General features: G+C 58.2%; 23 protein-coding genes, 7 pseudogenes and 1 riboswitch. Of the genes and pseudogenes, 18 read left to right on the plus strand and 12 right to left on the minus strand.

Features of this window, described 5'->3' with window-relative positions:
• The first annotated feature begins 381 nt into the window (after positions 1-381).
• Genes GR198_RS18280 through GR198_RS18320 form a run of 9 tightly spaced genes read left to right on the plus strand, consistent with a single transcriptional unit; the run spans position 382 to position 6043 of the window.
• Positions 382-1356 carry a CobW family GTP-binding protein gene (locus GR198_RS18280; protein ID WP_018484465.1) on the plus strand — a complete coding sequence of 325 codons (975 nt, stop codon included), beginning with the start codon at positions 382-384 and terminating at the stop codon, positions 1354-1356.
• A 45-nt stretch (positions 1357-1401) separates the two neighbouring features.
• On the plus strand, positions 1402-1902 hold the full coding sequence (locus GR198_RS18285) for a DUF1097 domain-containing protein (RefSeq protein ID WP_164069355.1): 501 nt from the start codon (positions 1402-1404) through the stop codon (positions 1900-1902).
• Between the two features lie 26 nt (positions 1903-1928).
• Entirely contained in the window at positions 1929-2672 is a 744-nt protein-coding gene (gene nthB / locus GR198_RS18290) for a nitrile hydratase subunit beta (protein WP_131714181.1), read from the plus strand.
• 28 nt (positions 2673-2700) lie between these two features.
• Positions 2701-3318, plus strand: a complete 618-nt coding sequence (gene nthA / locus GR198_RS18295; RefSeq protein WP_018484462.1) for a nitrile hydratase subunit alpha — start codon at positions 2701-2703, stop codon at positions 3316-3318.
• An 11-nt stretch (positions 3319-3329) separates the two neighbouring features.
• Positions 3330-3656: a nitrile hydratase accessory protein gene (locus tag GR198_RS18300; RefSeq protein ID WP_164069356.1), complete on the plus strand. Its 327-nt coding sequence runs from the start codon at positions 3330-3332 to the stop codon at positions 3654-3656.
• 60 nt (positions 3657-3716) lie between these two features.
• The gene (locus GR198_RS18305) at positions 3717-3905 is read left to right on the plus strand and encodes a CbtB domain-containing protein (protein ID WP_018484460.1); all 189 of its coding nucleotides are present in this window, start codon (positions 3717-3719) and stop codon (positions 3903-3905) included.
• Between the two features lie 11 nt (positions 3906-3916).
• Complete coding sequence (locus GR198_RS18310; RefSeq protein WP_064249224.1) at positions 3917-4642, plus strand: CbtA family protein; 726 nt, start codon at positions 3917-3919, stop codon at positions 4640-4642.
• A gap of 13 nt (positions 4643-4655) precedes the next feature.
• The gene (locus tag GR198_RS18315; RefSeq protein ID WP_063828058.1) at positions 4656-4961 is read left to right on the plus strand and encodes a hypothetical protein; all 306 of its coding nucleotides are present in this window, start codon (positions 4656-4658) and stop codon (positions 4959-4961) included.
• 5 nt (positions 4962-4966) lie between these two features.
• Complete coding sequence (locus GR198_RS18320) at positions 4967-6043, plus strand: GlxA family transcriptional regulator (RefSeq protein ID WP_164069357.1); 1077 nt, start codon at positions 4967-4969, stop codon at positions 6041-6043.
• A gap of 43 nt (positions 6044-6086) precedes the next feature.
• Here the strand turns inward: GR198_RS18320 and GR198_RS36440 are convergent.
• Positions 6087-6213 (minus strand): annotated as a pseudogene (locus GR198_RS36440) (oxidoreductase); the annotation flags it as partial.
• 22 nt (positions 6214-6235) lie between these two features.
• Here GR198_RS36440 and GR198_RS36350 point away from each other — a divergent pair.
• A pseudogene (locus GR198_RS36350) lies at positions 6236-6352 on the plus strand (type II secretion system protein GspK); the annotation flags it as partial.
• Positions 6353-6523: 171 nt separating this feature from the next.
• On the opposite strand, the pseudogene GR198_RS18335 reads toward GR198_RS36350, so the two are convergent.
• Positions 6524-6927, minus strand: a pseudogene (locus tag GR198_RS18335) (AraC family transcriptional regulator); the annotation flags it as partial.
• 701 nt (positions 6928-7628) lie between these two features.
• Here GR198_RS18335 and GR198_RS18340 point away from each other — a divergent pair.
• Both GR198_RS18340 and GR198_RS18345 read left to right on the plus strand, forming a co-directional pair.
• Complete coding sequence (locus tag GR198_RS18340) at positions 7629-7829, plus strand: hypothetical protein (RefSeq protein ID WP_026237248.1); 201 nt, start codon at positions 7629-7631, stop codon at positions 7827-7829.
• Positions 7830-7907: 78 nt separating this feature from the next.
• Positions 7908-8078, plus strand: a pseudogene (locus GR198_RS18345) (transposase); the annotation flags it as partial.
• A 137-nt stretch (positions 8079-8215) separates the two neighbouring features.
• On the opposite strand, the pseudogene GR198_RS36355 reads toward GR198_RS18345, so the two are convergent.
• Positions 8216-8330: pseudogene (locus GR198_RS36355) on the minus strand (IS6 family transposase); the annotation flags it as partial.
• 72 nt (positions 8331-8402) lie between these two features.
• On the opposite strand from GR198_RS36355, the pseudogene GR198_RS18350 reads away from it, so the two are divergent.
• From GR198_RS18350 to GR198_RS18360, 3 genes and pseudogenes are all read left to right on the plus strand, one after another.
• Positions 8403-8766, plus strand: a pseudogene (locus GR198_RS18350) (DDE-type integrase/transposase/recombinase); the annotation flags it as partial.
• 347 nt (positions 8767-9113) lie between these two features.
• Positions 9114-9941 carry a type IV toxin-antitoxin system AbiEi family antitoxin domain-containing protein gene (locus GR198_RS18355; protein WP_131714175.1) on the plus strand — a complete coding sequence of 276 codons (828 nt, stop codon included), beginning with the start codon at positions 9114-9116 and terminating at the stop codon, positions 9939-9941.
• The gene (locus GR198_RS18360; protein WP_018486494.1) at positions 9938-10798 is read left to right on the plus strand and encodes a nucleotidyl transferase AbiEii/AbiGii toxin family protein; all 861 of its coding nucleotides are present in this window, start codon (positions 9938-9940) and stop codon (positions 10796-10798) included. The genes GR198_RS18355 and GR198_RS18360 overlap by 4 nt, the downstream gene beginning before the upstream one ends.
• Positions 10799-11125: 327 nt before the next feature.
• Here GR198_RS18360 and GR198_RS35865 read toward each other — a convergent pair whose 3' ends face one another.
• Positions 11126-11332 (minus strand): hypothetical protein, encoded by a 207-nt coding sequence (locus tag GR198_RS35865; protein ID WP_245510342.1) that lies wholly within the window; start codon positions 11330-11332, stop codon positions 11126-11128.
• 77 nt (positions 11333-11409) lie between these two features.
• Between GR198_RS35865 and GR198_RS35870 the strand changes: the two genes are divergently transcribed.
• Entirely contained in the window at positions 11410-11790 is a 381-nt protein-coding gene (locus tag GR198_RS35870) for a hypothetical protein (RefSeq protein ID WP_245510340.1), read from the plus strand.
• Positions 11791-12011: 221 nt separating this feature from the next.
• Positions 12012-12746 carry an SDR family NAD(P)-dependent oxidoreductase gene (locus GR198_RS18370; protein ID WP_018486496.1) on the plus strand — a complete coding sequence of 245 codons (735 nt, stop codon included), beginning with the start codon at positions 12012-12014 and terminating at the stop codon, positions 12744-12746.
• A gap of 191 nt (positions 12747-12937) precedes the next feature.
• Here the strand turns inward: GR198_RS18370 and rpsU are convergent, their stop codons facing one another.
• From rpsU to GR198_RS18410, 8 genes are all read right to left on the minus strand, one after another.
• Positions 12938-13177 carry a 30S ribosomal protein S21 gene (gene rpsU, locus GR198_RS18375; protein WP_003554884.1) on the minus strand — a complete coding sequence of 80 codons (240 nt, stop codon included), beginning with the start codon at positions 13175-13177 and terminating at the stop codon, positions 12938-12940.
• A gap of 285 nt (positions 13178-13462) precedes the next feature.
• Positions 13463-14083 (minus strand): thiamine phosphate synthase, encoded by a 621-nt coding sequence (locus GR198_RS18380; protein WP_131588216.1) that lies wholly within the window; start codon positions 14081-14083, stop codon positions 13463-13465.
• Positions 14080-14853 (minus strand): thiazole synthase, encoded by a 774-nt coding sequence (locus GR198_RS18385; RefSeq protein ID WP_131714173.1) that lies wholly within the window; start codon positions 14851-14853, stop codon positions 14080-14082. The genes GR198_RS18380 and GR198_RS18385 overlap by 4 nt, the downstream gene beginning before the upstream one ends.
• A 3-nt stretch (positions 14854-14856) precedes the next feature.
• Positions 14857-15054 carry a sulfur carrier protein ThiS gene (thiS, locus tag GR198_RS18390; RefSeq protein WP_131591212.1) on the minus strand — a complete coding sequence of 66 codons (198 nt, stop codon included), beginning with the start codon at positions 15052-15054 and terminating at the stop codon, positions 14857-14859.
• Positions 15051-16022 (minus strand): glycine oxidase ThiO, encoded by a 972-nt coding sequence (thiO, locus tag GR198_RS18395; RefSeq protein WP_131714172.1) that lies wholly within the window; start codon positions 16020-16022, stop codon positions 15051-15053. The genes thiS and thiO overlap by 4 nt, the downstream gene beginning before the upstream one ends.
• 1 nt (position 16023) lies before the next feature.
• The gene (gene thiC, locus GR198_RS18400) at positions 16024-17850 is read right to left on the minus strand and encodes a phosphomethylpyrimidine synthase ThiC (RefSeq protein ID WP_131714171.1); all 1827 of its coding nucleotides are present in this window, start codon (positions 17848-17850) and stop codon (positions 16024-16026) included.
• A 93-nt stretch (positions 17851-17943) separates the two neighbouring features.
• Positions 17944-18055: riboswitch (TPP riboswitch) on the minus strand.
• A 221-nt stretch (positions 18056-18276) separates the two neighbouring features.
• Positions 18277-18987: a hypothetical protein gene (locus tag GR198_RS18405; RefSeq protein ID WP_131714170.1), complete on the minus strand. Its 711-nt coding sequence runs from the start codon at positions 18985-18987 to the stop codon at positions 18277-18279.
• Positions 18988-19411: 424 nt separating this feature from the next.
• On the minus strand, positions 19412-19723 hold the full coding sequence (locus tag GR198_RS18410; protein WP_131588211.1) for a hypothetical protein: 312 nt from the start codon (positions 19721-19723) through the stop codon (positions 19412-19414).
• A gap of 207 nt (positions 19724-19930) precedes the next feature.
• On the opposite strand from GR198_RS18410, the pseudogene GR198_RS18415 reads away from it, so the two are divergent.
• Positions 19931-20143, plus strand: a pseudogene (locus GR198_RS18415) (IS5/IS1182 family transposase); the annotation flags it as partial.
• Positions 20144-20510 lie beyond the last annotated feature (367 nt).

Raw genomic sequence — 20510 nt, forward strand, 5'->3', positions numbered from 1 at the left:
CACACCAGGACCCCGGCCTGTTGCGCCAACGGTCTGCTAAAGCGGGTAAATGGAATTTTGCGAATCTGGGGACCATTCCTGGATAAAAACGGGAGCTCATTGAAATTGACTACAATAAAATCATACACTGCCTACGTTTTAAGCATGCGGTTTATTTAAGCAGCAGCCGCGGTAAAGTGCGAAATTTTGGCGGTTTCTGCTGCTATTTTGGCCGGAAATGCATGCCTTGGCCCTATTGCGCAATTGGCGGGTTTTACCTGTAATGCGGCTTAAGCAAGCGTAGCGGCTCGCAAGTAATAGGACCTCAAAATTGAGAATTGGCTGAGATCGAACTCGCGTTAAGCGGGACGGCGAAGCTATGCAAACACGGAGCAAGCGGCAATGTCGAAGTTGAAAACGACAATCCTGACGGGGTTTCTGGGCGCGGGAAAGACAACCCTGCTGAACCGGATCTTGACTTTGGGAAGCACTGAGCGTGTCGCCGTCATCGTCAACGAGTATGGGGAGGTCGGGATAGATGGACAGCTCGTCGTTCAGACGAAGGATGAAATCGTCGAGCTCAACAATGGTTGCATTTGCTGCACGGTCCGTGACGATCTTATCGCCGCCATCCGCAGCCTGCTCGCATCTGGACGACCAATCGACCGTTTCATAATCGAGACGTCGGGGCTCGCCGACCCCGCCCCGGTCATACAGTCGTTCATTCTCGACGAGGTTCTATCGGCAAGGCTTGAGCTCGATGCGATCGTGACGGTTGTCGACGCGCGTTACATATCGCGCCAGCTCTCGCAGGAGGAGGCGGTCGAGCAGATCAGTTTCGCCGACGTCCTCTTGCTCAACAAGATCGATCTTGAAGATGAATATCGTTTGATCGAAATCGAACGGGACCTGACGAGGCGCAACCCGCTGGCCCGGATCATCCGCACAAGTTCCTGCGACGTGGAACTGGCGGACGTCCTGGGGATCGGTGCCTTCGACCTCAAGAACATTCTGGCGATCGATCCGAACATCCTGGACGAACATGCCCACGAGCACGACCAGACCATCGGCTGCGTCGCCATCCGCGACTACGGGGCTCTCGACCCGGTAGCTCTCAACGGTTGGCTCACCCGACTTGTCCAGGAGATCGGTACCGATCTTTTCCGCATGAAGGGCGTATTGAACTTCGCAGGCGAGGCGCGGCGATACGTCTTCCATGGCGTCCATATGACCCTGGAAGGACGCCCAGGCAAGATGTGGCAGCCCTTCGAGGCTCGCGTTAGCGACATGGTCTTTATCGGTCGCAATCTCGACGAAGGTGGCTTGCGCGAGGGCTTCAGAAGCTGCCTTGCCATGCCTCATGCACTCGCTTCCTGACCCCTTCATTCCGGAAATGCCACTTGTCCATCAAGGAGACAGAACATGCCCCCTCTCGTTGCCGCAATGATCAGCCTTGGCGTCCTGGGCGCGATCGATACCTACATTACCGCGACCGTATTTCCCGTTCCCGTCTGGGTGACGTTCATCGCCTGGGCTTCCTTCTTCGCTTGCGGCGGTGGCAAGCGCGGACTGATCAAAAGCATTGTTTCGAACTGGACGGGCATCATCATCGCCACGATCACGCTCCTGATCATCCAGTTTGCACCAGCCCATCCAATCTTCGCTGCCGTCCTGGTTGGTCTCGGCACGTCGGCAATGGTGCTCGCTTCCTCCATTCCGATCCTGAGCTTCACACCAGCGATCGTCTTTGGTTTCGCCTCTTTCGTGGGCACGACGGCCGCCACCAACACCACCGTTGTGACCTCGGGCATCAATCATCCAACACTCGTCGCGATGGCCGCCATGCTGCTTGGAGGCGTCTTCGGCTTGCTCTCCGAAATGGGCACCAATCTCCTGGCGGCCAAGAAGCCGGTCACCGCCTAATTCCGTAACGCAGAAAGGACAACGTCATGAAACTGCAACACTATCTGGGCGGACTTGAGGGTCTAGGCCCTGTGAGTACCGAGACGCGCGTTTTCGTCGAAACCTGGGAAACCCGCATCTTCGGCATCCATACGGCGATGATGGCGCTTTCCTCGCAACTGCCACTTCCCCCGACGCCGTCCAAATTCACGACTGTTTGGACATGGGCGGACCTTCGAAAGGGTGCCGAATCCCTGAACCCGTTCGATTATTTCAAATTCCGCTATTACGAAAAATGGCTCGGCGGCATCTCCGGCTACTTCATCGACAACGAATATATCACCGCGGACGAACTCGACGCGTTGACGGAAGAATATTATAGCGATCCGTCGAGGTCGGTTCCGGCCGCCGGCGACGCGGCCATCGACAACCGGGTGGTGCAATATCTCGTCGAAGGCGACAGCCCGAAGCGCGACACCAATGTGTCTTTTGATTTCGCGGTCGGCGACTTGGTTTCAATCAAGAACGTTCCCTCCATCGAGCACACCAGACTTCCAGGCTTTCTTCGCAACAAGAGCGGTACCGTCGAGACGGTTTATGACGGAGCCTACGTCTACCTTTGCGATACGGGGACAGACGGAATCGGCGCTGCAATGCCCGTCTACTGCATTCGGTTCGAACCGGAAGACCTCTGGCCCGGCAACACTGAGAAAAACTTCAGTCTCTACGCCGATCTGTATTCGCACTACGTCGAAGCGCCTGCGGCAGCATCTGCCAAACAGGCTGCTTGACCCGCCATCCAATAGGAGCACACATCACATGATCGACCGCTTTCAATATCGCGAGGATCGCGAAGCCTACAGCGCCGCGCGGGTCAAGGCTCTCGAAGCCCTGCTGATCAAAAAGGGTATTATAACGGACAAGACCGTCGACACGGTCCTCGACTTCTTCGAAACGAAGATGGGACCTTTCAACGGTGCAAAGATCGTCGCCCGAGCCTGGGTTGACCCGTCCTTCAAAGATCGGCTCGTGACAGACACACCTGCGGCGATCGCCGAACTCAATCTGCCCGAGGGCATGGCAGGCGCCGAGGGTGAGCATATGCGTGCCGTCGCGAACTCGCCGGATGTGCACAACCTTATCATATGCACACTTTGCTCCTGCTATCCCTGGCCGGTCCTGGGGCTGCCTCCCTACTGGTACAAGGATCCCACCTTTCGCAGCCGCGCCGCCCGCGAACCACGCGCTGTTCTGGGCGAGTTCGGACTCCCGGTCCCCGAGGCCATCGAAATCAAGGTGTGGGATTCCAGTGCGCAGATCCGCTGGTTCGTCGTTCCTGAACGTCCCGTTGGCACAGAAGGAATGACGGAAGCGGAGCTTGAGGCGCTCGTTACTCCCGAGGCTATGATGGGCGTCGCCATCGCCAAGGCCGCGTGAGGCCGTCGACGATGCTGACTCAGTTCGAGCACTTCGCAATCACCGAGATGATGGGGAAGACCGACAATCCGCCTCGCGCCAACGGGTCTCTCTGCTTCGGTTCGCAATGGGAGCGGTCCTCGTTCGGAATGGCCCTGGCGCTCGCCAAGAACGGCATTTTTGAATGGGATGATTTTCGCGACGAACTCATCTCGACGATCAAGGCCTGGGAGGATGCCCATTCTGTCGATCGCTCGACATGGAACTACTACGACCAGTTCCTGGCGGCGCTTGAGAAGGCAGTCGTCAAGGCTGGCATCATCGACCCCGAAGAGATCCGGGCCGTGCTCGCGGCCTGATCAAAAACATCAACAGATACGTCGCAAAGGGCACGCCGCCCGTCTCGAAAGGTACGAAAAATGTCAGTATCCGCAACATCAACCATCTCGACGCCCATCATAGCGAACTCCGCAGCCAGAATTCTTCAGGCGGCTATGGCCTTGTGCTTTGGCGCGATCATCGTCGGCTTTGTAGGGTTTTCCCATATCGAGATCGTTCACAACGCAGCGCATGACACCCGTCATGCCAATGCGTTTCCTTGCCACTGAGGGCCTCTAAAATGTCTTTGTTTCGCTCCATCGTTTTTACCGCTGCCCTTACCGGCGTCATCGTTGGTGTGTCGGTAAGCGCGGTTCAGTTTGCCGGCACAAGCCAGTTGATCGCCAAGGCGGAGGTCTACGAAAAAGCGGGCGAAGTGGAGCCCCAGGCGATCACCACGTCCCCCATGGTGGATGCCCACGTCCATGACGCTGGTCACGATCACGAAGAAGGCGCCTGGGAACCCGCAGACGGGTTTGAACGAATGGCGTTCACGGTGGCCGCCAACATGCTGACCGCGATTGGATATGCGCTGGCGCTTTGTGGCCTTATCGCGATGCGCGGAAAACCGGTGACGTGGCGCGAAGGCCTGCTTTGGGGATTGGCAGGGTTCGCATGTGTCATGATCGCTCCCATGCTGGGTCTGCCGCCGGAGCTGCCAGGGACACCCTCCGCTCCGCTTGGTGACCGGCAACTCTGGTGGATCGGAACCGCCCTTGCAACTGCTGCAGGTATCGGACTGATTTCATTCAAGCGTAAGCCATGGGCGGCCCTGGTTGCCATCGCGCTGATCGCCGCGCCTCATCTGATCGGCGCGCCTGCGGCCCCGCAAGGAATGCACGCGCTGGCACCGGAAGCTCTCGAGCATCAATTCGTTGCCGCGGCGGTCATGACCAGCCTCTTGTTCTGGGCGCTCCTGGGCTCGTTGAGCGGGACACTCTTCAACCGCTTCGAACGCACGACGTGAGCAACGAAACGATATGATCTGGAGGGACGACCTCGATGCGCTGCAGTTTGCCGCCGGAAATGGTGGCAATTGCATCGTGCATCGCCGAGCATTCCGCGCAATGTTGCTCAAACCCCCAAAGCGGCACGACTGCATCGAGTTCTACGAACAGAACAGCGTCGCGTTTGAGGCGGCAGCCAAGGCGAAGATCGACAATGGAGATGTGCATGAGGGATGTAACTTCCACCTCAACAGCAGGCAGATCCGAAACATCCTGACGCGCGGGGACTGGCAGCGATCTTGCATGACCAATTTGGCGAATGACAAACCAGGAGACTAAAGTCCATGCGAATCGTCATCCTCGCGCCACCCGGCGTGCAGTCACTCGACATCGTTGGTCCCGCCGAGGTCTTCTGGGAGGCGGCAAGACGATTGGGCGACATGGACGCTTACGATATCCAAATCATGTCGACTGGCGCCCCTTCCGTGGCGGGAACGGGCCAGTTGCGGTTCATGGCCGATCGGACAATCTTCGATGAGGACGAGGATATCGACACCCTACTCGTAGCAGGCGACCCGGCCTTCTTCGAAATCGACCCAGCCGTCATCGCCTGGCTCCAGCGTCGAGTACCGACGGCCAGACGGTTCGGATCGATCTGCACTGGAGTGTTCCTGCTCGCCGCCGCCGGTCTTCTCGACGGAAAAAGGGTCACCACGCATTGGGAATGTGCCGCGAAGTTCAGCGACGAATATCCCGATATCGATCTGGATGCCGACGCCATCTACGTGCGCGACGGTTCTCTGATAACGGCTGCCGGTGTCACGGCAGGTATCGATCTCGCATTGTCGCTCGTCGAGGAAGACCATGGCAAGGACACCGCAATGATCGTTGCGCGCTACATGGTCATGTTCATGAAGAGACCTGGCGGACAGTCGCAGTTCAGTGCGTATCTCGTCGGCCAGATGTCGGAAACGACCCTGATCCAGAAGGCCCAGGAGTACGTCTTGTCGAATTTGAACCGCGACCTCGACGTGGAGAGTCTTGCCCACGAGGTCGGCATGAGCACCCGGAACTTCGCTCGGGTCTTCCGTAAGGAGCTCGGCTTCACGCCAGCGGAATTCGTTGCAGCCGCCCGCACGGACGCTGCGAGACGACTGCTGCAGGACACCACGCAGCCGCTCTTGAGGATCGCTACCACTTGCGGCTTCGCGGACGTGAATGCTATGCGCCGGGTCTTCGCCAAAACCATCGGCGTAAGTCCGAATGACTACAGGAGCCGTTTTCAGACATCGTCGAAGCCATCGCAAACCATGCCTATTGGCGATGCTAAAGGGCACCCGCGGAGGGCTCTCGCGATGGAGATAGCGTTAGCTACCTCCCATCCGGGCACGGTCAGCGGGCGAGGAGCGCGAGCGGTTTGAGTTTGCGTCTGTGGCATTGAATTTCTTCACACACCAACCGACCCAGGATGATCGGAAAGTCCGGGCCAACCTCCCCCCGGAATGGCAGCGACGACCTCGCTTGCGAACCGTGACCGCTCCTTGATCGTCGCACCACCATAGCGATCGGTACGGCAGTTGGTGCCTGACCATAAAAGAACGATATTCGAACATCTAGCGGCGGTCGACGCAGCACGCATAGTGGCCGCCCGTGCCGATCACCCCTTCGACAGCATCGATGACATGTGGCGGCGCGCGAGCGTTTCGGCAGCATCGTTGGTCGATCTGGCGGCTCGATGCCCGGTTACCGTGACGGTACCGCACCTCGACCTCTGCTACGAAATTGGCGATGGCCGCGGCTTCTATAAGCTGGAGGGTGTTCGGCGGCGGGACGATTCTGTCGCCGAAGTCTAAGCCGACGCACTTCACGTCCGAGTGCATCGGGTCACAATCAAGCAGCTACGGCAAGAAGACGAGCACAGCGACTGAATCGGTCATCCGCCCGCGGTAAGGATAACCAAGAGACCTGAAAAATAACTCGCCTGGGGTCGCCGTTACATGCCGTTTGGCCTCGGTCCACGCCCTGCCGCTGCGCATTACGCCGACGTTCCAGTGATCGATTGGGCTCGATCGCAGCATGGCCTGATCGCGAATATAGCTGCATGCCTGCGCGCGCTGCTGAACGATGAGGATATCGCCGAGATGCCATCCGGTCTGTTCCGCAAGAAAACCGTCGCCCTCTGTTTTCCATCCGGCAGATGAACATCCACAAGCGGCGCCATATGTGATCGCCAGGACTGGAACTGTTCTTTCGGTGGCAGGGTTATGCGTCGAAAATCGCAAGGGCACCAGCGCCGCCGCTCCAGGTGCGCCGGTCATTCCTGTCCCGCAGCGGGGTCATCTCCAGACTCCGTAACCATCCAATTCCTCCAGCGCATAAGCCGATCCGGGCTGCTGAAACTGAAGCAAACAATCGTTTTCGCGGCTGAACCGCGCAGCCATCTTACAAAAGCCGAATTGGCTAAAGCATTACGTGCATAAGCTACTTATCATATTCCCTGGTGAGCAGAAATGGACGGACCGATAATTTTCAGGATGCGGCGATAACGACAATTGCGTCCTGTTCATATATCTAAATGAGTAGTGGTTAATTCCGAAGGAAGTTCGGAAATTCCAAAATACGCAGCTGCCGGTGCAATGTAGGTTCGGGGCGCCGGCAACATAAAACGATATTTATTCAAAACAAAACATGCAAAAATAGGAGGATAGGTCGTGAACTATCGGAGAATTGTTCTTGCGCGCTTTGCGCAAGCGTTGGCTTGCAACAGGAATCATTCTACGTGCACCCGCTCAGGCGCCGGGAAGAATTCCACCGCCTATTGTGCAGATACATGCGAGACGCTCCTGATGCCGGACATCGGCAAATAATGGCGCGCGAGGGGTTGCGCGCAGCCGAGGCAATCTGTGTCGATGCGTAATGGCTTGAGGCTTGCATGCAACCCCTACCATATCCACCCATTGTCGAAATTGTTGACGCTGCCTTTCATATGGCAGAGCGGAGGCTAAGATGACCACGGCATGTGATGAGAAACATATCGAATTGAAGCCGATTTCGAACTGCAGACGAGAAGTCGAAGTCGCGATGGTGGAAATGCTCGTCAGTTTGCAGAAACGTGGATGGTCGGCTGCGGAATTGGCACTGGCGCTCGCAGATGCCTCCGAAGATCTCGTCATGCTGATTGCGACCAAAAGGCTTCGACCGAATTAGGTCGTGGTGACGATTTAACGGTTTGGGATTCCGCCGGAGGCGCAAATCAGATTCAAGGCTGACTTTTGGATATCGGCCGTGGATTGTGATGCGCTTCGGGATGACCAGTGGGAACGGATCAAGGATTGTGTGCCGGGCGGCACGAAGGGCAAACGCGGCCCGCGCACGAACAACCGGCTGTTCCTGGACGCGCTGTTGTGGGTGGCCCGTTCCGGCGGTCGCTGGCGTGACCTGCCCGAACGGCTCGGCGGGCACTGTAAACTTAACGCTGCGAAGACAAGATCTGGGAGTGAGGCTCTGGTTCATTCGGCGTGGCGCGATTTGGCGCCATGCTTGGATGGCAGTTGCTCGCAATTCTCGATGGTGGGTGGATGGAATATCGTGGCGGGGAACGTTAAAGAGGTTGGCGATCGGGTCGTGTACGGAAACGAAACGCTGAAGGTGTCGCGCTGACTTGAAGCGCTTCATGATCCTCTCCCGCCGTCGGACGGGTTGATGAGAGGGTACTGTCACATTGATTGAGCGGTAAGGAAATTGAGGTAGCAGCGCACCCATGACCGTGAGTGCACCGACAAGGCGGCCAAGCGCCTGCTGACGCGACTTCTGAAGAAACAGGGCATGCCGCCAAAGCGTATGATCACCGACAAATTGCGCTCCTACGGGGCGGCCAAACGCCAGATCATGCCGAACGTGGAACACCGCTCGCATAAAGGCTTGAACAACCGGGCGGAGAATTCTCACCTGCCGTTGAGAAAACGGGAGCGAACGCGACAGGGTTTCCGGTCGGTTGGCTCATTGCAACATTTCGTGTCGATCTTCTCCGCCGTCCGAAACCTCTTCGTCCCATCCCAGACCAACCGCTCCGCAGCACAAATTCGAACCCATCGACGCCAGGCAATGGGCCGCGTGGGAAGCCGTGAGTGCACGGCCTGCCTGAAAAGCGCAGGCTCGGCCTCACGTGGCCACATTCAAACAACGTGACAACGCCCGGCGAAGAGCTTTTCACGCCATAGGGCCATGCCTGGCCTTTTTGAGGGAACGAGCGTCTGACGGCTCAGGAAATAGCCCGCGTCAGGGAATTGATTCGGCATGCGCAGCGTCGCCCTTCGCTTTGGCGAGGAGTCCCTTCCGGCGCGCAAAGCGAAGGTCCGCGCAACGGCTGGATTTGCAAGCTATGGAGAGAAATCATGTTGGAAAATCCGCATTAGCGCGGATATTCGAACATGAATTACCCATGCAAACAAAACGTGTTGCAATGTCTGTACATAGAGCGGATAATTGGACATGATTCACGATAAACGGGCCGCGCTTTCCGCCTATACATCAAACTTGCTCTCCCAGGGGCGGGTGGTTTTTGATGGCCGAGAGGCGATCGAAGCGCTGGGCATCAATCGTGGCGCGTTCCTGGACTCAGCCGAGCGTTTGCAGCGTCGAAAACTACTCCTTAACCCGCGCCACGACTTCTATATCGTGGTCCCTCCACAATTCATGTCATTGGGCGCTCCGCCACCAACCTGGTACATTGACGCGCTGATGCGCCATGAGGGGAATTCCTATTATGTCGGTCTGCTTAAGGCTGCCGAACTGCACGGTGCCACGCATCAGGCCGTGATGGAGTTTCAAGTCGTGGCGGCCAAACGGCTCCCCAAGATCAGGGCCGGTCGCAACCGCGTCGTCTTCTACTACCGAAAGGATATGGAGACCGTCGCCGCGGGCGTTGTCGACAAGAAAACCGAGACAGGTTCGATGAAAGTGTCGTCACCAGCTCTCACAGCGCTCGACATTCTGCGGTATTCTCGTGGCGCCGGCGGTCTTGATAACATCTTCACTGTCCTCAGGGACATCGCGCCGCAGATTGATTTCGAAAGCCTGACCAACCTGTCGCGCGTCACCGAACGGCCGGTCGTGCAGCGCCTCGGCTACCTTCTCGACAGGCTGGGTCACGGCACACGCCTGGCGTCGATGCGTACCGCCTTGGAAGACCGCGGCAACCTGCCCTGGACGGAGCTGGACCGCAAAGAAGCCGGCGATCCCGACTTTTCTACTGAAGTGCTCGAGCGCGACCCGCGTTGGCGGGTCATCGTCCGCCGCTATCCGGAGGCCGATGAATGATACCAGCTCAGAATATTGTCGCGTGGGGCAATGTCGCGCCTTGGGCCGATCAACGTCAGATCGAACAGGATCTGATTATCAGCCGGGCGGTGGTCGCGATATTCACCGACCCCTTCTTGCGCGAAGCCTTGAGGTTTCGCGGCGGCACAGCCCTCAACAAACTGCACTTCCCGGCTCCGCTGCGCTACTCGGAAGACATTGATCTCGTGCGCACAGAGGCCGGGCCGATCGGCCCGGTCCTGGACGCCTTGCGTGTCGTCCTCGAGCCGTGGCTTGGACACGGTCAGTACGAGTCAAGTCCGGTCGCACCCAAGTTGAAATTCCGGATTGAGGCCGAGGACGGCGGCGGCGTCCCCATCCGCCTCAAGGTCGAAACCAACATCAGCGAGATCGAAGCGTATGATCCGCCGATCGACTTGCCGTTCGGCGTGACCAATCCATGGTTCACCGGGAATGCGTCCGTCCCGACATTCTCCCGGGAGGAAATGTTGGCCACCAAGCTGCGCGCGCTGCTGCAGCGGGAGAAGGGTCGCGATCTCTATGACCTGGCGCATGGCCTGGAGACGTTTGAGGGCCTGAATGTGGAGAAAGTGGCTGACTTTTTTGGCCGCTACGTCGCACTTTCGGGCCAGGTGATCACGCGGGCACAGGCTGAGCAACGGATGTTCGCGAAGCTTGCCCGGCCGCGCTTTCTGACCGACATGCAGCCATTGCTTCCGACACAGCAGGCCGAAGCGCTGACCGACCAAACGACCCTCCAGTCATTTACCAGCGTTTTTGCGGCATTCATCGAACGCTTGCCCGGTGACACGTGGTTACGCACCGCTGAAATGCGCAAGCGCTTCGGCGTGGTGTAGAGATATGAATTGGAACGATGACGTCGAGGGTGGCCTGGGATGAGCGACGGAACGAGAGAAGAGGAGCCGCCGACGCACTATCTTCGCCAGGACAATGATGGGTCCGGGACGCAGGTGTGGCGTATCCAAGACTCTGAGGCAGTGAGGCTGGGTGTTTCCAATCCCGAGCAGGGCGCGGGGACCTATATTAAAAGGGGCAAACGGGCCTCGATTTGGGCGGCATTTCGAGAAGACACTCCTTGGTTTACTCCTGGCGGACCCGAGACCGGGCCGTTTCATCGCCTCGATCTCCCGCCAGCTCACTACTATCGTCGCATCGCCAGGCCGCTAAATGGCAGCTTCGCCCATCCTAAAAACCCCGACGCCGGCGAAGAGCGCGACACGATTGCCGTAGGTGCTGGTCAAGCGCGCGCTCTGACGCATCATCTCGGTCGCATCTGTCAAACCGTCCATCCCCATACCGAAACGCTGGGTGTTTACGGTCACGAAATCCGCAACCTGCTGATCCTTGCAGCGACCGAGGTCGAAGCGCATTGGCGGGGGGTCCTGGTCGCGAACGGTAGGTCGGGCCAGAAACTCAACACGAACGACTATGTGCGGTTGCTACGGTCATGCGCCTCGATCAGTATGCGGTCGGCTTTCGTCCCTATCCGTGGCTAACGCCTATTCGCCCCTTCGCCGGGTGGAATTCTCAAGATCCCACCAAGACTCTCCCCTGGTACGACGCTTATAACCGGGTCAAACACGATAGAGAAACACAATTCAGTGACGCGCGGCTCGAACACACGTTCAACGCCGTCGCCGCATGTGTGACTATGCTTGCAGCTCAATATACCCCGTCGATCGGCTTGGGTGGTCACTCGGATCTGAGCTCTTTTTTCCAGTTTGCCGAGACGCCGGAATGGACACCAGAACAAAGCTACGCGAGCATCTCACACGACCAAGATGGCCGCTGGGTGCCGGTTGATCACCCAGCGCTCGTACGCAAGTAATGAGACTGGATATCGGCAGCGGGGGAGGGGGCGGCGCGGGCAATCATGGACGACATCGATCAGGGTGGACGAGTCATCCTTGCGCATGTGAGTGTAGCTGCTGCTGAATGACGTCTGTGTGGACGTCGATGCGATAATATTTGAGCGTAGGCAAACGTACATCTTGCGCCAAACGCTTTCTCATTTATGAGGCATCATACATCTAGATGGATGAGGGTCTTATGGCAACCGGATACATGCTGTTGACAGGCGCAAGCCGCGGGATTGGCCACGCAACTGTAAAGTTATTTCAGGAGAAAGGCTGGCGCATCCTCACAGTGTCGCGACAGCCATTTTCAGAGGAATGCGCCTGGCCGACAGCAAAGGAGAGTCACATACAGGCTGATCTTGCAGATCTCTCTCAGGTCGGCCCGCTAGTCGCAGCGGTTAGGGAGCGTCTTCCTGATGGGAAGCTTCACGCACTGGTCAACAATGCCGGCATTTCGCCCAAAGGCCCGGGCGGATCAAGGCTGGGCGTTCGCGGAACCGATGCTGAAACCTGGACGAAAGTGCTGAACGTCAATCTGATCTCGACGGCGCTGCTCGCGCGGGCACTCCTGCCGGAGCTTGAGGCGGCCAAGGGTCTCATTGTCAATGTGACCTCGATCGCGGGCTCGCGCGTTCATCCTTTTGCGGGCGTTGCGTATGCGGCGTCAAAAGCAGGCCTCGCTTCCTTGACCCGCGAACTCGCCCATGAGTTCGGCCCGCGTGGTGTGCGTGCAAACGCGATCGCTCCAGGCGAAATCGAAACCTCAATCCTGTCGCCGGGCACCAACGCATTGGTCGAGCAAGAAGTCCCGATGGCTCGGCTTGGAACGCCCCGCGAAGTGGCAGAAACAATATACTTTTTATGCAGTGACGCCTCCTCGTACATCAATGGCGCCGAAATCCACATCAACGGCGGACAGCATGTCTGATCTGCCGAGGGGAGGGGCGGTCGTGGAATGCGATCGGCGGGCACCGTAAACTTAACGCTGTGCGCAGATAGCCGTATTGGCGCGGAGCCGCCAAGCGAGCGGGAATTGGGTGGAGGCCGGATCACGGTCGATAACGTACGCCCTCGGCCGTCATACCCTCGACAGACGAAACATCCGTCACTCGATCCCCACTAGCGACCAGAAGCTCTCGCCTTCTTGGGAGCCGAGATACCGCTTTCCCGCTCAAGCTTTTTGCGAGCGAGTTTACGGACGCGCCTGATACCCTCGGCCTTCTCACGAGCACGTTTTTCGGACGGCTTTTCAAAACGCTCCCGAAGTCGCGCCTCCCGGAAAACGCCTTCGCGCTGCAACTTCTTTTTCAAAAAACGGAGCGCTTGCTCAACGTTGTTGTCACGTACCAGAACTTGCATTCTAATCTCCTAGGATCACTGACGCGCCTCATTAGATCCATGCGCATTGATGATCAAGGCTTGGAAGACCGTTTGCCTAGATTCTCTGTCTCTACTGTTTGATGGGCACGACCGCGAATGGGGCCAGGGGTAAGCTCTGCCAGCGGTTGATGGGTCAGAAGTTCATATCCTTTGAAGACCGATGAGCTTTCGGTGTCCATATTGTTCAAACTCCGATTTTTTGATGGTGCCATTTCCGTGGCGATCTGCTGATTTACAATCCATTGCCAATGGCTTCCTGAGGACCTATTGAAGATTGCGGATTCTCGCCTGCGCTGTCGCGACGATCCATTGCTTTGTTCTCAGTTCCGGATTTTCATGCCGCGTGACGTCGGTCACGACCGCGACGCTATCCGCCCCGTGAGCAAGGACGTCTTCGATCCGTTCGACATTCAACCCGCCGATGGCGACCAGAGGCAGGTCGCCGATGCGCGATTTCCATTCGCTCAGCCGCGTCAGTCCTTGCGGTGCCCATTTCATCTGCTTGAGAATCGTCGTGTAGACCGGGCCGAGTGCGATATAATCAGGCTTTGCTGCCAGTGCGGTTTCCAACTCACGTTCGTCGTGCGTTGAGAGGCCGAGTTTCAGGCCGCTCGCTCGGATCGCGTCGAGGTCCGCTGTCGCGAGGTCCTCCTGGCCGAGGTGTACGAAGCCGCAACCTTCCTCGATCGCAAGCCGCCAGTAGTCATTGACGATCAACTGACATTGATGTTTAGCGCAGACTGCTACTGCGCGACGGATCTCGGCGCATAGTTCAGTCTCCGGACGATCCTTGATGCGCAACTGCACCAGCTTGACGCCGAGGGGTACCAGCCGGGCAATCCACTCTGCGCTGTCGACGATCAGGTAGAACGGATCAAGCTTCATGTGAACACCGCCTTTCCGATCACCGGCGTGGAGGGGACGGCCATGTCGCGTGGCTCCAGCACGCCAGCGTCAAAGGCCTGCTTGCCGGCGGCGATTGCCGCGGCAAAGGCGGCTGCCATCGCCGCGGGATCTCCGGCGCCGGAAACGGCGGTGTTGAGCAGAACCGCATCGAAACCGAGCTCCATGACCGCAGTTGCGTGCGACGGCCGACCGATGCCGGCATCAACGATCAGCGACACGTCAGGGAAATGGGCCCGCATTGCTCTGAGCGCTGTCGGATTGAGCGGCCCGGCGGCACTGCCGATCGGTGCGCACCAAGGCATCAGCACCTTGCAGCCGGCCTCCAGCAGTCGTTCGGCCACGACCAGATCGTCGGTCGTGTACGGGAAGACTTCGAAACCTTCGCTGACGAGAATGCGAGCCGCCTCGACGAGACCGAAGACATCCGGCTGTAGCGTATCATGGTTGCCGATGACCTCGAGCTTGATCCAGTCGGTGGCGAACAGCTCGCGTGCCATCCTTGCGGTCAGCACCGCTTCTGCGACGCTGTGGCAACCTGCAGTGTTGGGTAGGATACGAACGCCGAGCGCGCGGACCATTTCGAAGAAGGTGCCCCCACTGCGGCCGCCAGACATCTCACGACGAAGTGAGACGGTGACGATTTCCGTCGCCGATTGCCTGACGGCCTCGGAGAGGACGGCAGGAGAGGGGTATCGGGCTGTGCCGAGCAACAGACGGGAGCTTATTTCGGCTCCATAAAGCGTCAGCATCCGTCAGCCTCCCTGCATCGGCGATAGGATTTCGATCCTGTCATTGTCGTTGAGCGAACGATCGAACCGGTCTTCGCGATGGACCAGCTCACCGTTGACGGCTGTCGCCAGCCAGTCACCCTCGTATTCCATCAGGACTAAAAGCTCCGACAGCGTCTCAGCCGCGACATCCAGAGCCTCGCCGTTAACGATCAATTTCATGGGGCGTTCCTTCCCGTGGTGTGTTGGTTGAAGACAAGTTCAGCGGCCTCGGCGGCCATGGCTGGCGCGAGCAGAAAGCCGTGGCGGAAGAGGCCGTTGAGCGAGATCACCTTTCCCTGACGGCTTGCGCGTGGAAGATTGTCTGGAAAGGCTGGGCGGATTCCGACACCCGTTTCGATTATGGTTGCATCGGCAAAGGCCGGAAATAGCGTGTATGCAGCGTTGAGCAGTTCCATCAGTGAACGGGCGACAATAGGCCCGTCGAATTCCGTCTCGATCATCGTCGCGCCGACCATGAACAGACCGTCTCCACGCGGGACGATGTAGACCGGGAAACGCGGATGGAGCAGGCGGACCGGCCGGGAGAGATCCACGTCGAAGCTTCTAAGGTAAAGCATTTCGCCGCGGACGCCGCGCAATTCCTTTACCTCGCCGATCTGCGCTGCGCCCGTGCAATCGACGACACTGTCGAAGCTCTCGTGCGGCCTCTCGCCCACGAAGGTGACCCCCTGATCCGTCAGCTTGGTGCGCAGCAGACACAACACTCGCCGGGGATCGAGGTGGGCTTCGCGGCGAAAGAACAGCCCGTGCCGGAACCGCCCGGCAAGGGAGGGTTCCAGCGCCGCGATCGCCGGCTCTTCCAGCCATTCATAACCCGTCGTGCGGCAGGCAAAGCGTCGCAGTTCACCAAGATCGCGAGCAGAGGCGACCACGAGCGTTCCGTTTCGTCGCACCTCTCCCGGCACCATTGCCTCCCATTTGTCGGCGGCGGTGAGACCGCGCATGAGTACTGCGTCATCAGCACTCTCCCGCTCGCACCAGGGCGCCAACATTCCGCCCGCGAGCCACGAAGCAGCACGCAGGAAACCGTCATGTGGATCCAGCACGGTGACCTCGGCATCTCGAGCGCGCAGTTCATGCGCCACCGTCAGGCCGGCAACGCCGGCCCCTTTGACAAGCACACGCATCTCATTCGCTCGTTTGCTGCAGGGTTTCTACCGGAATATAGAGGCCGCCGCCCTCGCGATAACGTGCTGCCATCGCATCCAGACCTTCCTTCTGTGCTTCGGCGCGGATATCGTGCGAGATGCGCATGGAGCAGAATTTCGGGCCGCACATGGAGCAGAAATGCGCGACCTTGTGCGCCTCCTTCGGCAGCGTCTCGTCGTGGAAGCTGCGGGCGGTTTCGGGGTCCAGCGAGAGGTTGAACTGATCCTCCCAGCGGAATTCGAAACGGGCGCGGGAGAGCGCGTCATCGCGCAGTTGTGCGGCTGGATGCCCCTTGGCGAGATCGGCGGCGTGGGCGGCGATCTTGTAGGTGATGACGCCGGTCTTGACGTCGTTGCGATCGGGAAGCCCGAGATGTTCCTTCGGCGTGACGTAGCAGAGCATAGCGGTGCCGAACCAGCCGATCATCGCAGCGCCGATGCCAGAGGTGATGTGGTCGTAGCCGGGTGCGATATCCGTCGTCAGCGGCCCGAGCGTGTAGAAGGGTGCCTCGCCGCAGACTTCGAGCTGCTTGTCCATGTTCTCCTTGATCTTGTGCATCGGCACATGGCCGGGGCCCTCGATCATCACCTGGCAGTCTTTCGCCCATGCGATCTTGGTCAGCTCTCCCAGTGTTTCCAGTTCGGCGAACTGCGCCACATCATTCGCGTCAGCGATCGAGCCGGGGCGCAGGCCATCGCCGAGCGAGAAGGAGACGTCATAGGCGCGGCAGATGTCGCAGATATCCTCGAAATGCTCGTAGAGGAAGCTTTCGCGGTGATGATGGAGACACCACTTCGCCATGATCGAACCGCCGCGCGAGACAATGCCGGTGACGCGGTTGACGGTGAGCGGGATATAGTGAAGCCGCACGCCGGCATGGATGGTGAAATAGTCGACGCCCTGTTCGGCCTGTTCGATCAACGTGTCGCGATACACCTCCCAGGTCAGGTTCTCGGCAATGCCCTCGACCTTCTCCAGCGCCTGATAGAGCGGCACGGTACCGATCGGCACCGGCGAATTGCGGATGATCCATTCGCGGATGTTGTGGATGTTGCGGCCGGTGGAGAGATCCATGACGGTATCGGCGCCCCAGCGGGCCGCCCAGACCATCTTCTCAACCTCCTCCGCCATCGATGAGGTGACGGCGGAGTTGCCGATATTGGCGTTGATCTTCACCAGAAAATTGCGGCCGATGATCATCGGTTCGGCTTCCGGATGGTTGATGTTGGCGGGGATGATCGCCCGACCCGCCGCCACTTCCTGCCGGACGAATTCCGCCGTCACATGGTCGGGAATATGGGCGCCGAAGCTCTCGCCGCTGCGGACCATGGCTTCGGCCCTCGCTTTGCGGCCGAGATTTTCGCGGATGGCGATGAACTCCATTTCCGGCGTGATGATACCGGCGCGCGCATAGGCGAACTGGGTGACGGCCTTGCCGTCCTTTGCGCGCAGCGGCTGGCGTAGCGCGGGGAATTCAGGCGTCAGCCTTTCGCCGCTGGCAAAGCCGTTGTCTTCGGGACGGACATGGCGGCCCTGATAGGCCTCGACGTCGCCGCGGGCGAGAACCCAGTCGCGTCGCAGTGAGGGCAGCCCCTGTTCGATACGGATCTCGGCGCCGTCGATCGTATAGGGGCCGGAGGAGTCGTAGACGACAACGGGCGGCTCGCCTGATGTCGGATGCAGGCTGATTTCGCGCATCGGCACGCAAATGTCGGGATGGATGTCCCCGCGAATGTAGATCTTCCTGGATGCCGGCAAGGGGCCGGTGGTGACGGTTGGGGTGATATTCTTTGCGGCGATATTCATGGTTTGAGGCTCCAAGTTTGAGTTTGGAGACCCAGTCCTCAGCCGGAATGATGGAAAGACGCCGGCACGGATTCCACGCGTGAATCCGAAACCTCTCGAGCGCTTGCACCGTCCCTACGCCAGTATGAACTGGATCAGGTTCAACGGGTCACTGCGCGCGATAGCAGTATCTCAGCCCCTTGCCGGGACCCCCCTGGTGAATGCAAAAAAGGGTAGAGGCTTGCCGAGGGGACTGTCAAGCGACAATCTGCGACGGCTTGGAGTCAGGTTACACTCAGGCTACCGTGCGTGGTCGCCGCGATCAAACGAATCGACAAGTCAGTCGCCCGACCGGCACGCTTCCGCAAGGCAGGCGCTCTTGTCGCATGCCGTGGCTGTCGATTTTTATCCCGCGCAGTTCAGCAAGTATGCTGAGATACCGAAGCGCTATTGAGAAAGCAGGCGCGGAACTGGAAAGTCTAGTATTTTGTCCGTGTAGCTTTCGACCAAGGCGCTAAACGGCTTGCCATCTCGAAGTTTCAGTACGGCACGATGTTCGAGCAGGAACGGCGGCAGGGTAAGGGAACCTGTTTCATGCGTTATTAAACCGTCCATGTCCCAGCTTTCGGATAGAGGGGACCAGAGCAACTTGGCAGACAGGTTTGTGCGAGTGAACTTGAGAGCCTGAACGGCTCTGCCAAACGCGATATCGCTGGTATTCAACGCCTGATTCATCTCTGCAGTTAATTTTGCAGGTACATACCAATTGTCGGCTTCGGACAAGACGCGGTCGCCGCAGACCAGGCGGACGCGGCGATAAGCGATCAGCTCACCGGGTCCGACGGTCAGAAGTTCACGGATGTGCTCATCGGCCGGCTTGTCTTGCCCGCCCACACGCTGAGCTACAATCTTAGAACCCTCCGGTGCGAGCTTGTGCGCGGCACACCAGCGATCAAGGGTCAACGTAGCACTGGCGTTACTCAGGAGATTGGCATTCAAGGTCTGAAGGACCGCAAGCGCTTCCACTCGAGATGCCGGCGAGTTCAGCCACTGAGACCCTATAGACGGTTCTTGCGCAATTGCGATCTGGGTGCCCAGCACGATGGCGGTCGCTGCAAGTGCGGCGATGCGAATGCGTTTCGAAGAACAAAATGACACGGAGAACGAATCCTTTCTGCAGTAAATTTGATGGGCTAACCCTGCGCGTCAAATTTCTTTGATTTTGGCAGGCGAGCGCGCGTTGTCAGCGTATTTGATACCGGCAGAGAGATTTGAACTGCGCCTTGCATGTACCGTTTAACGGTCGGGTTCCCAATAGGCTTTCTTACCATCTTCCGATGTTCCTGCCGTGCTGGTTCGTACCTATTGAAGCCTGTGTGCCCGAGCCGTCCTTTGCTTGCGTCGCATCAAGGTCGTCCATGATATCCTCCATCCGCGCGCCGATCTGTTGTTGGAGTTTGCAAGCGTTGGCGACTGAGCCGACGCTTCCATCCTGAAATATGGAAACCCGATAGACGTAGATTTCAAAGGAGGAACGTGGCGGCCGGTCCAAATTCTCCCAATTATATATCGTAACTTTCACTTAACGGTTTAGCGCCTTTGTCGTCCTCTCGCTCGTTGCGGGATGTTCATACAGCTGGATCGGATAAAATAGGTAGCAACCGAAAGCAAAATCCAGGAGCAATTGTTCGAAAAAGGTCTTCTTCGTCGACACAGAGCCCTCCTGCCGGTCGAGTGACAATTGTAGACCAGGCAGCGACACGCCGTCGATGGTTGCCAACCGCAGATGCGAGTAGCCAAGGCGCTTGTCTGATTTCTTTTGGTGATCCATGTCGTCGTGCTCCTTGTGCAAGCCTCCCGACGATGACGTCGCCGGCAAGAGTTCAGCATTCATGGGGAAAGAATCTTCCTGTTGCACTGTCGTAACTCATCATAACAGGACACTTGATGAAAACGACAAGCAACGCAACAGATGTGCCGGATATATTTTAAAGTATATCGTTTCAAATTTGGCAGATCTCATTTTCTATTGTAGGAAATCCGTGAGTTATGGAATATATTATTGTATATACTTCGATATATCGCATTTCATGTCTTTGGCGGCCGCATGAAATGGCAACTCTCTAACGGCTACGGCAAACGCTCGCTGGTCGAAACGGCAATCGGGCGATAAAAGTCCATCATCGGGCGGCGTCTGTGGGCGAGGTCGCGGCCTGGTCAGCAGACCGAAGGCGTCATCGGCTGCGCCGTTCTCAATCGCATGCTTGACTGCGCACGCCCGAAATTCGTCCGCCGCAAGGCACCCTCGGCATGATCAGCCGTTTCAAAGATCCCCATCCGTTCAATTCCAGATCTGTGCACTAACGCCCGCGGTCGTCGCCGATCGCATTTGTAGAGTTTGCTGTCTCAATGCATCACTTCTTCTCGGAACTTAACGCGGCCGCAGAGAGGAACGCGCGGAAGTCGACCGTCGATTCAAGGAGTCGGACGCTGACGCTGACAAGGTCGCCATGGCAGGGGTACGGCCGTCAGCATTCGGTTGAGAATTCAGGCCATGATCGTTTTTACCCCTCGTGTATTTGCACAATCTATGGCCAGCGATTGGACATGGTCATGAAATAAAATTGCATCGACAAGTGCAGATGACATGTCGTCGCCAACGACCTCTCCGGAGAGGTCTG

The sequence above is a fragment of the Rhizobium leguminosarum genome (assembly GCF_010668065.1).
Lineage (GTDB): Bacteria > Pseudomonadota > Alphaproteobacteria > Rhizobiales > Rhizobiaceae > Rhizobium > Rhizobium leguminosarum_S.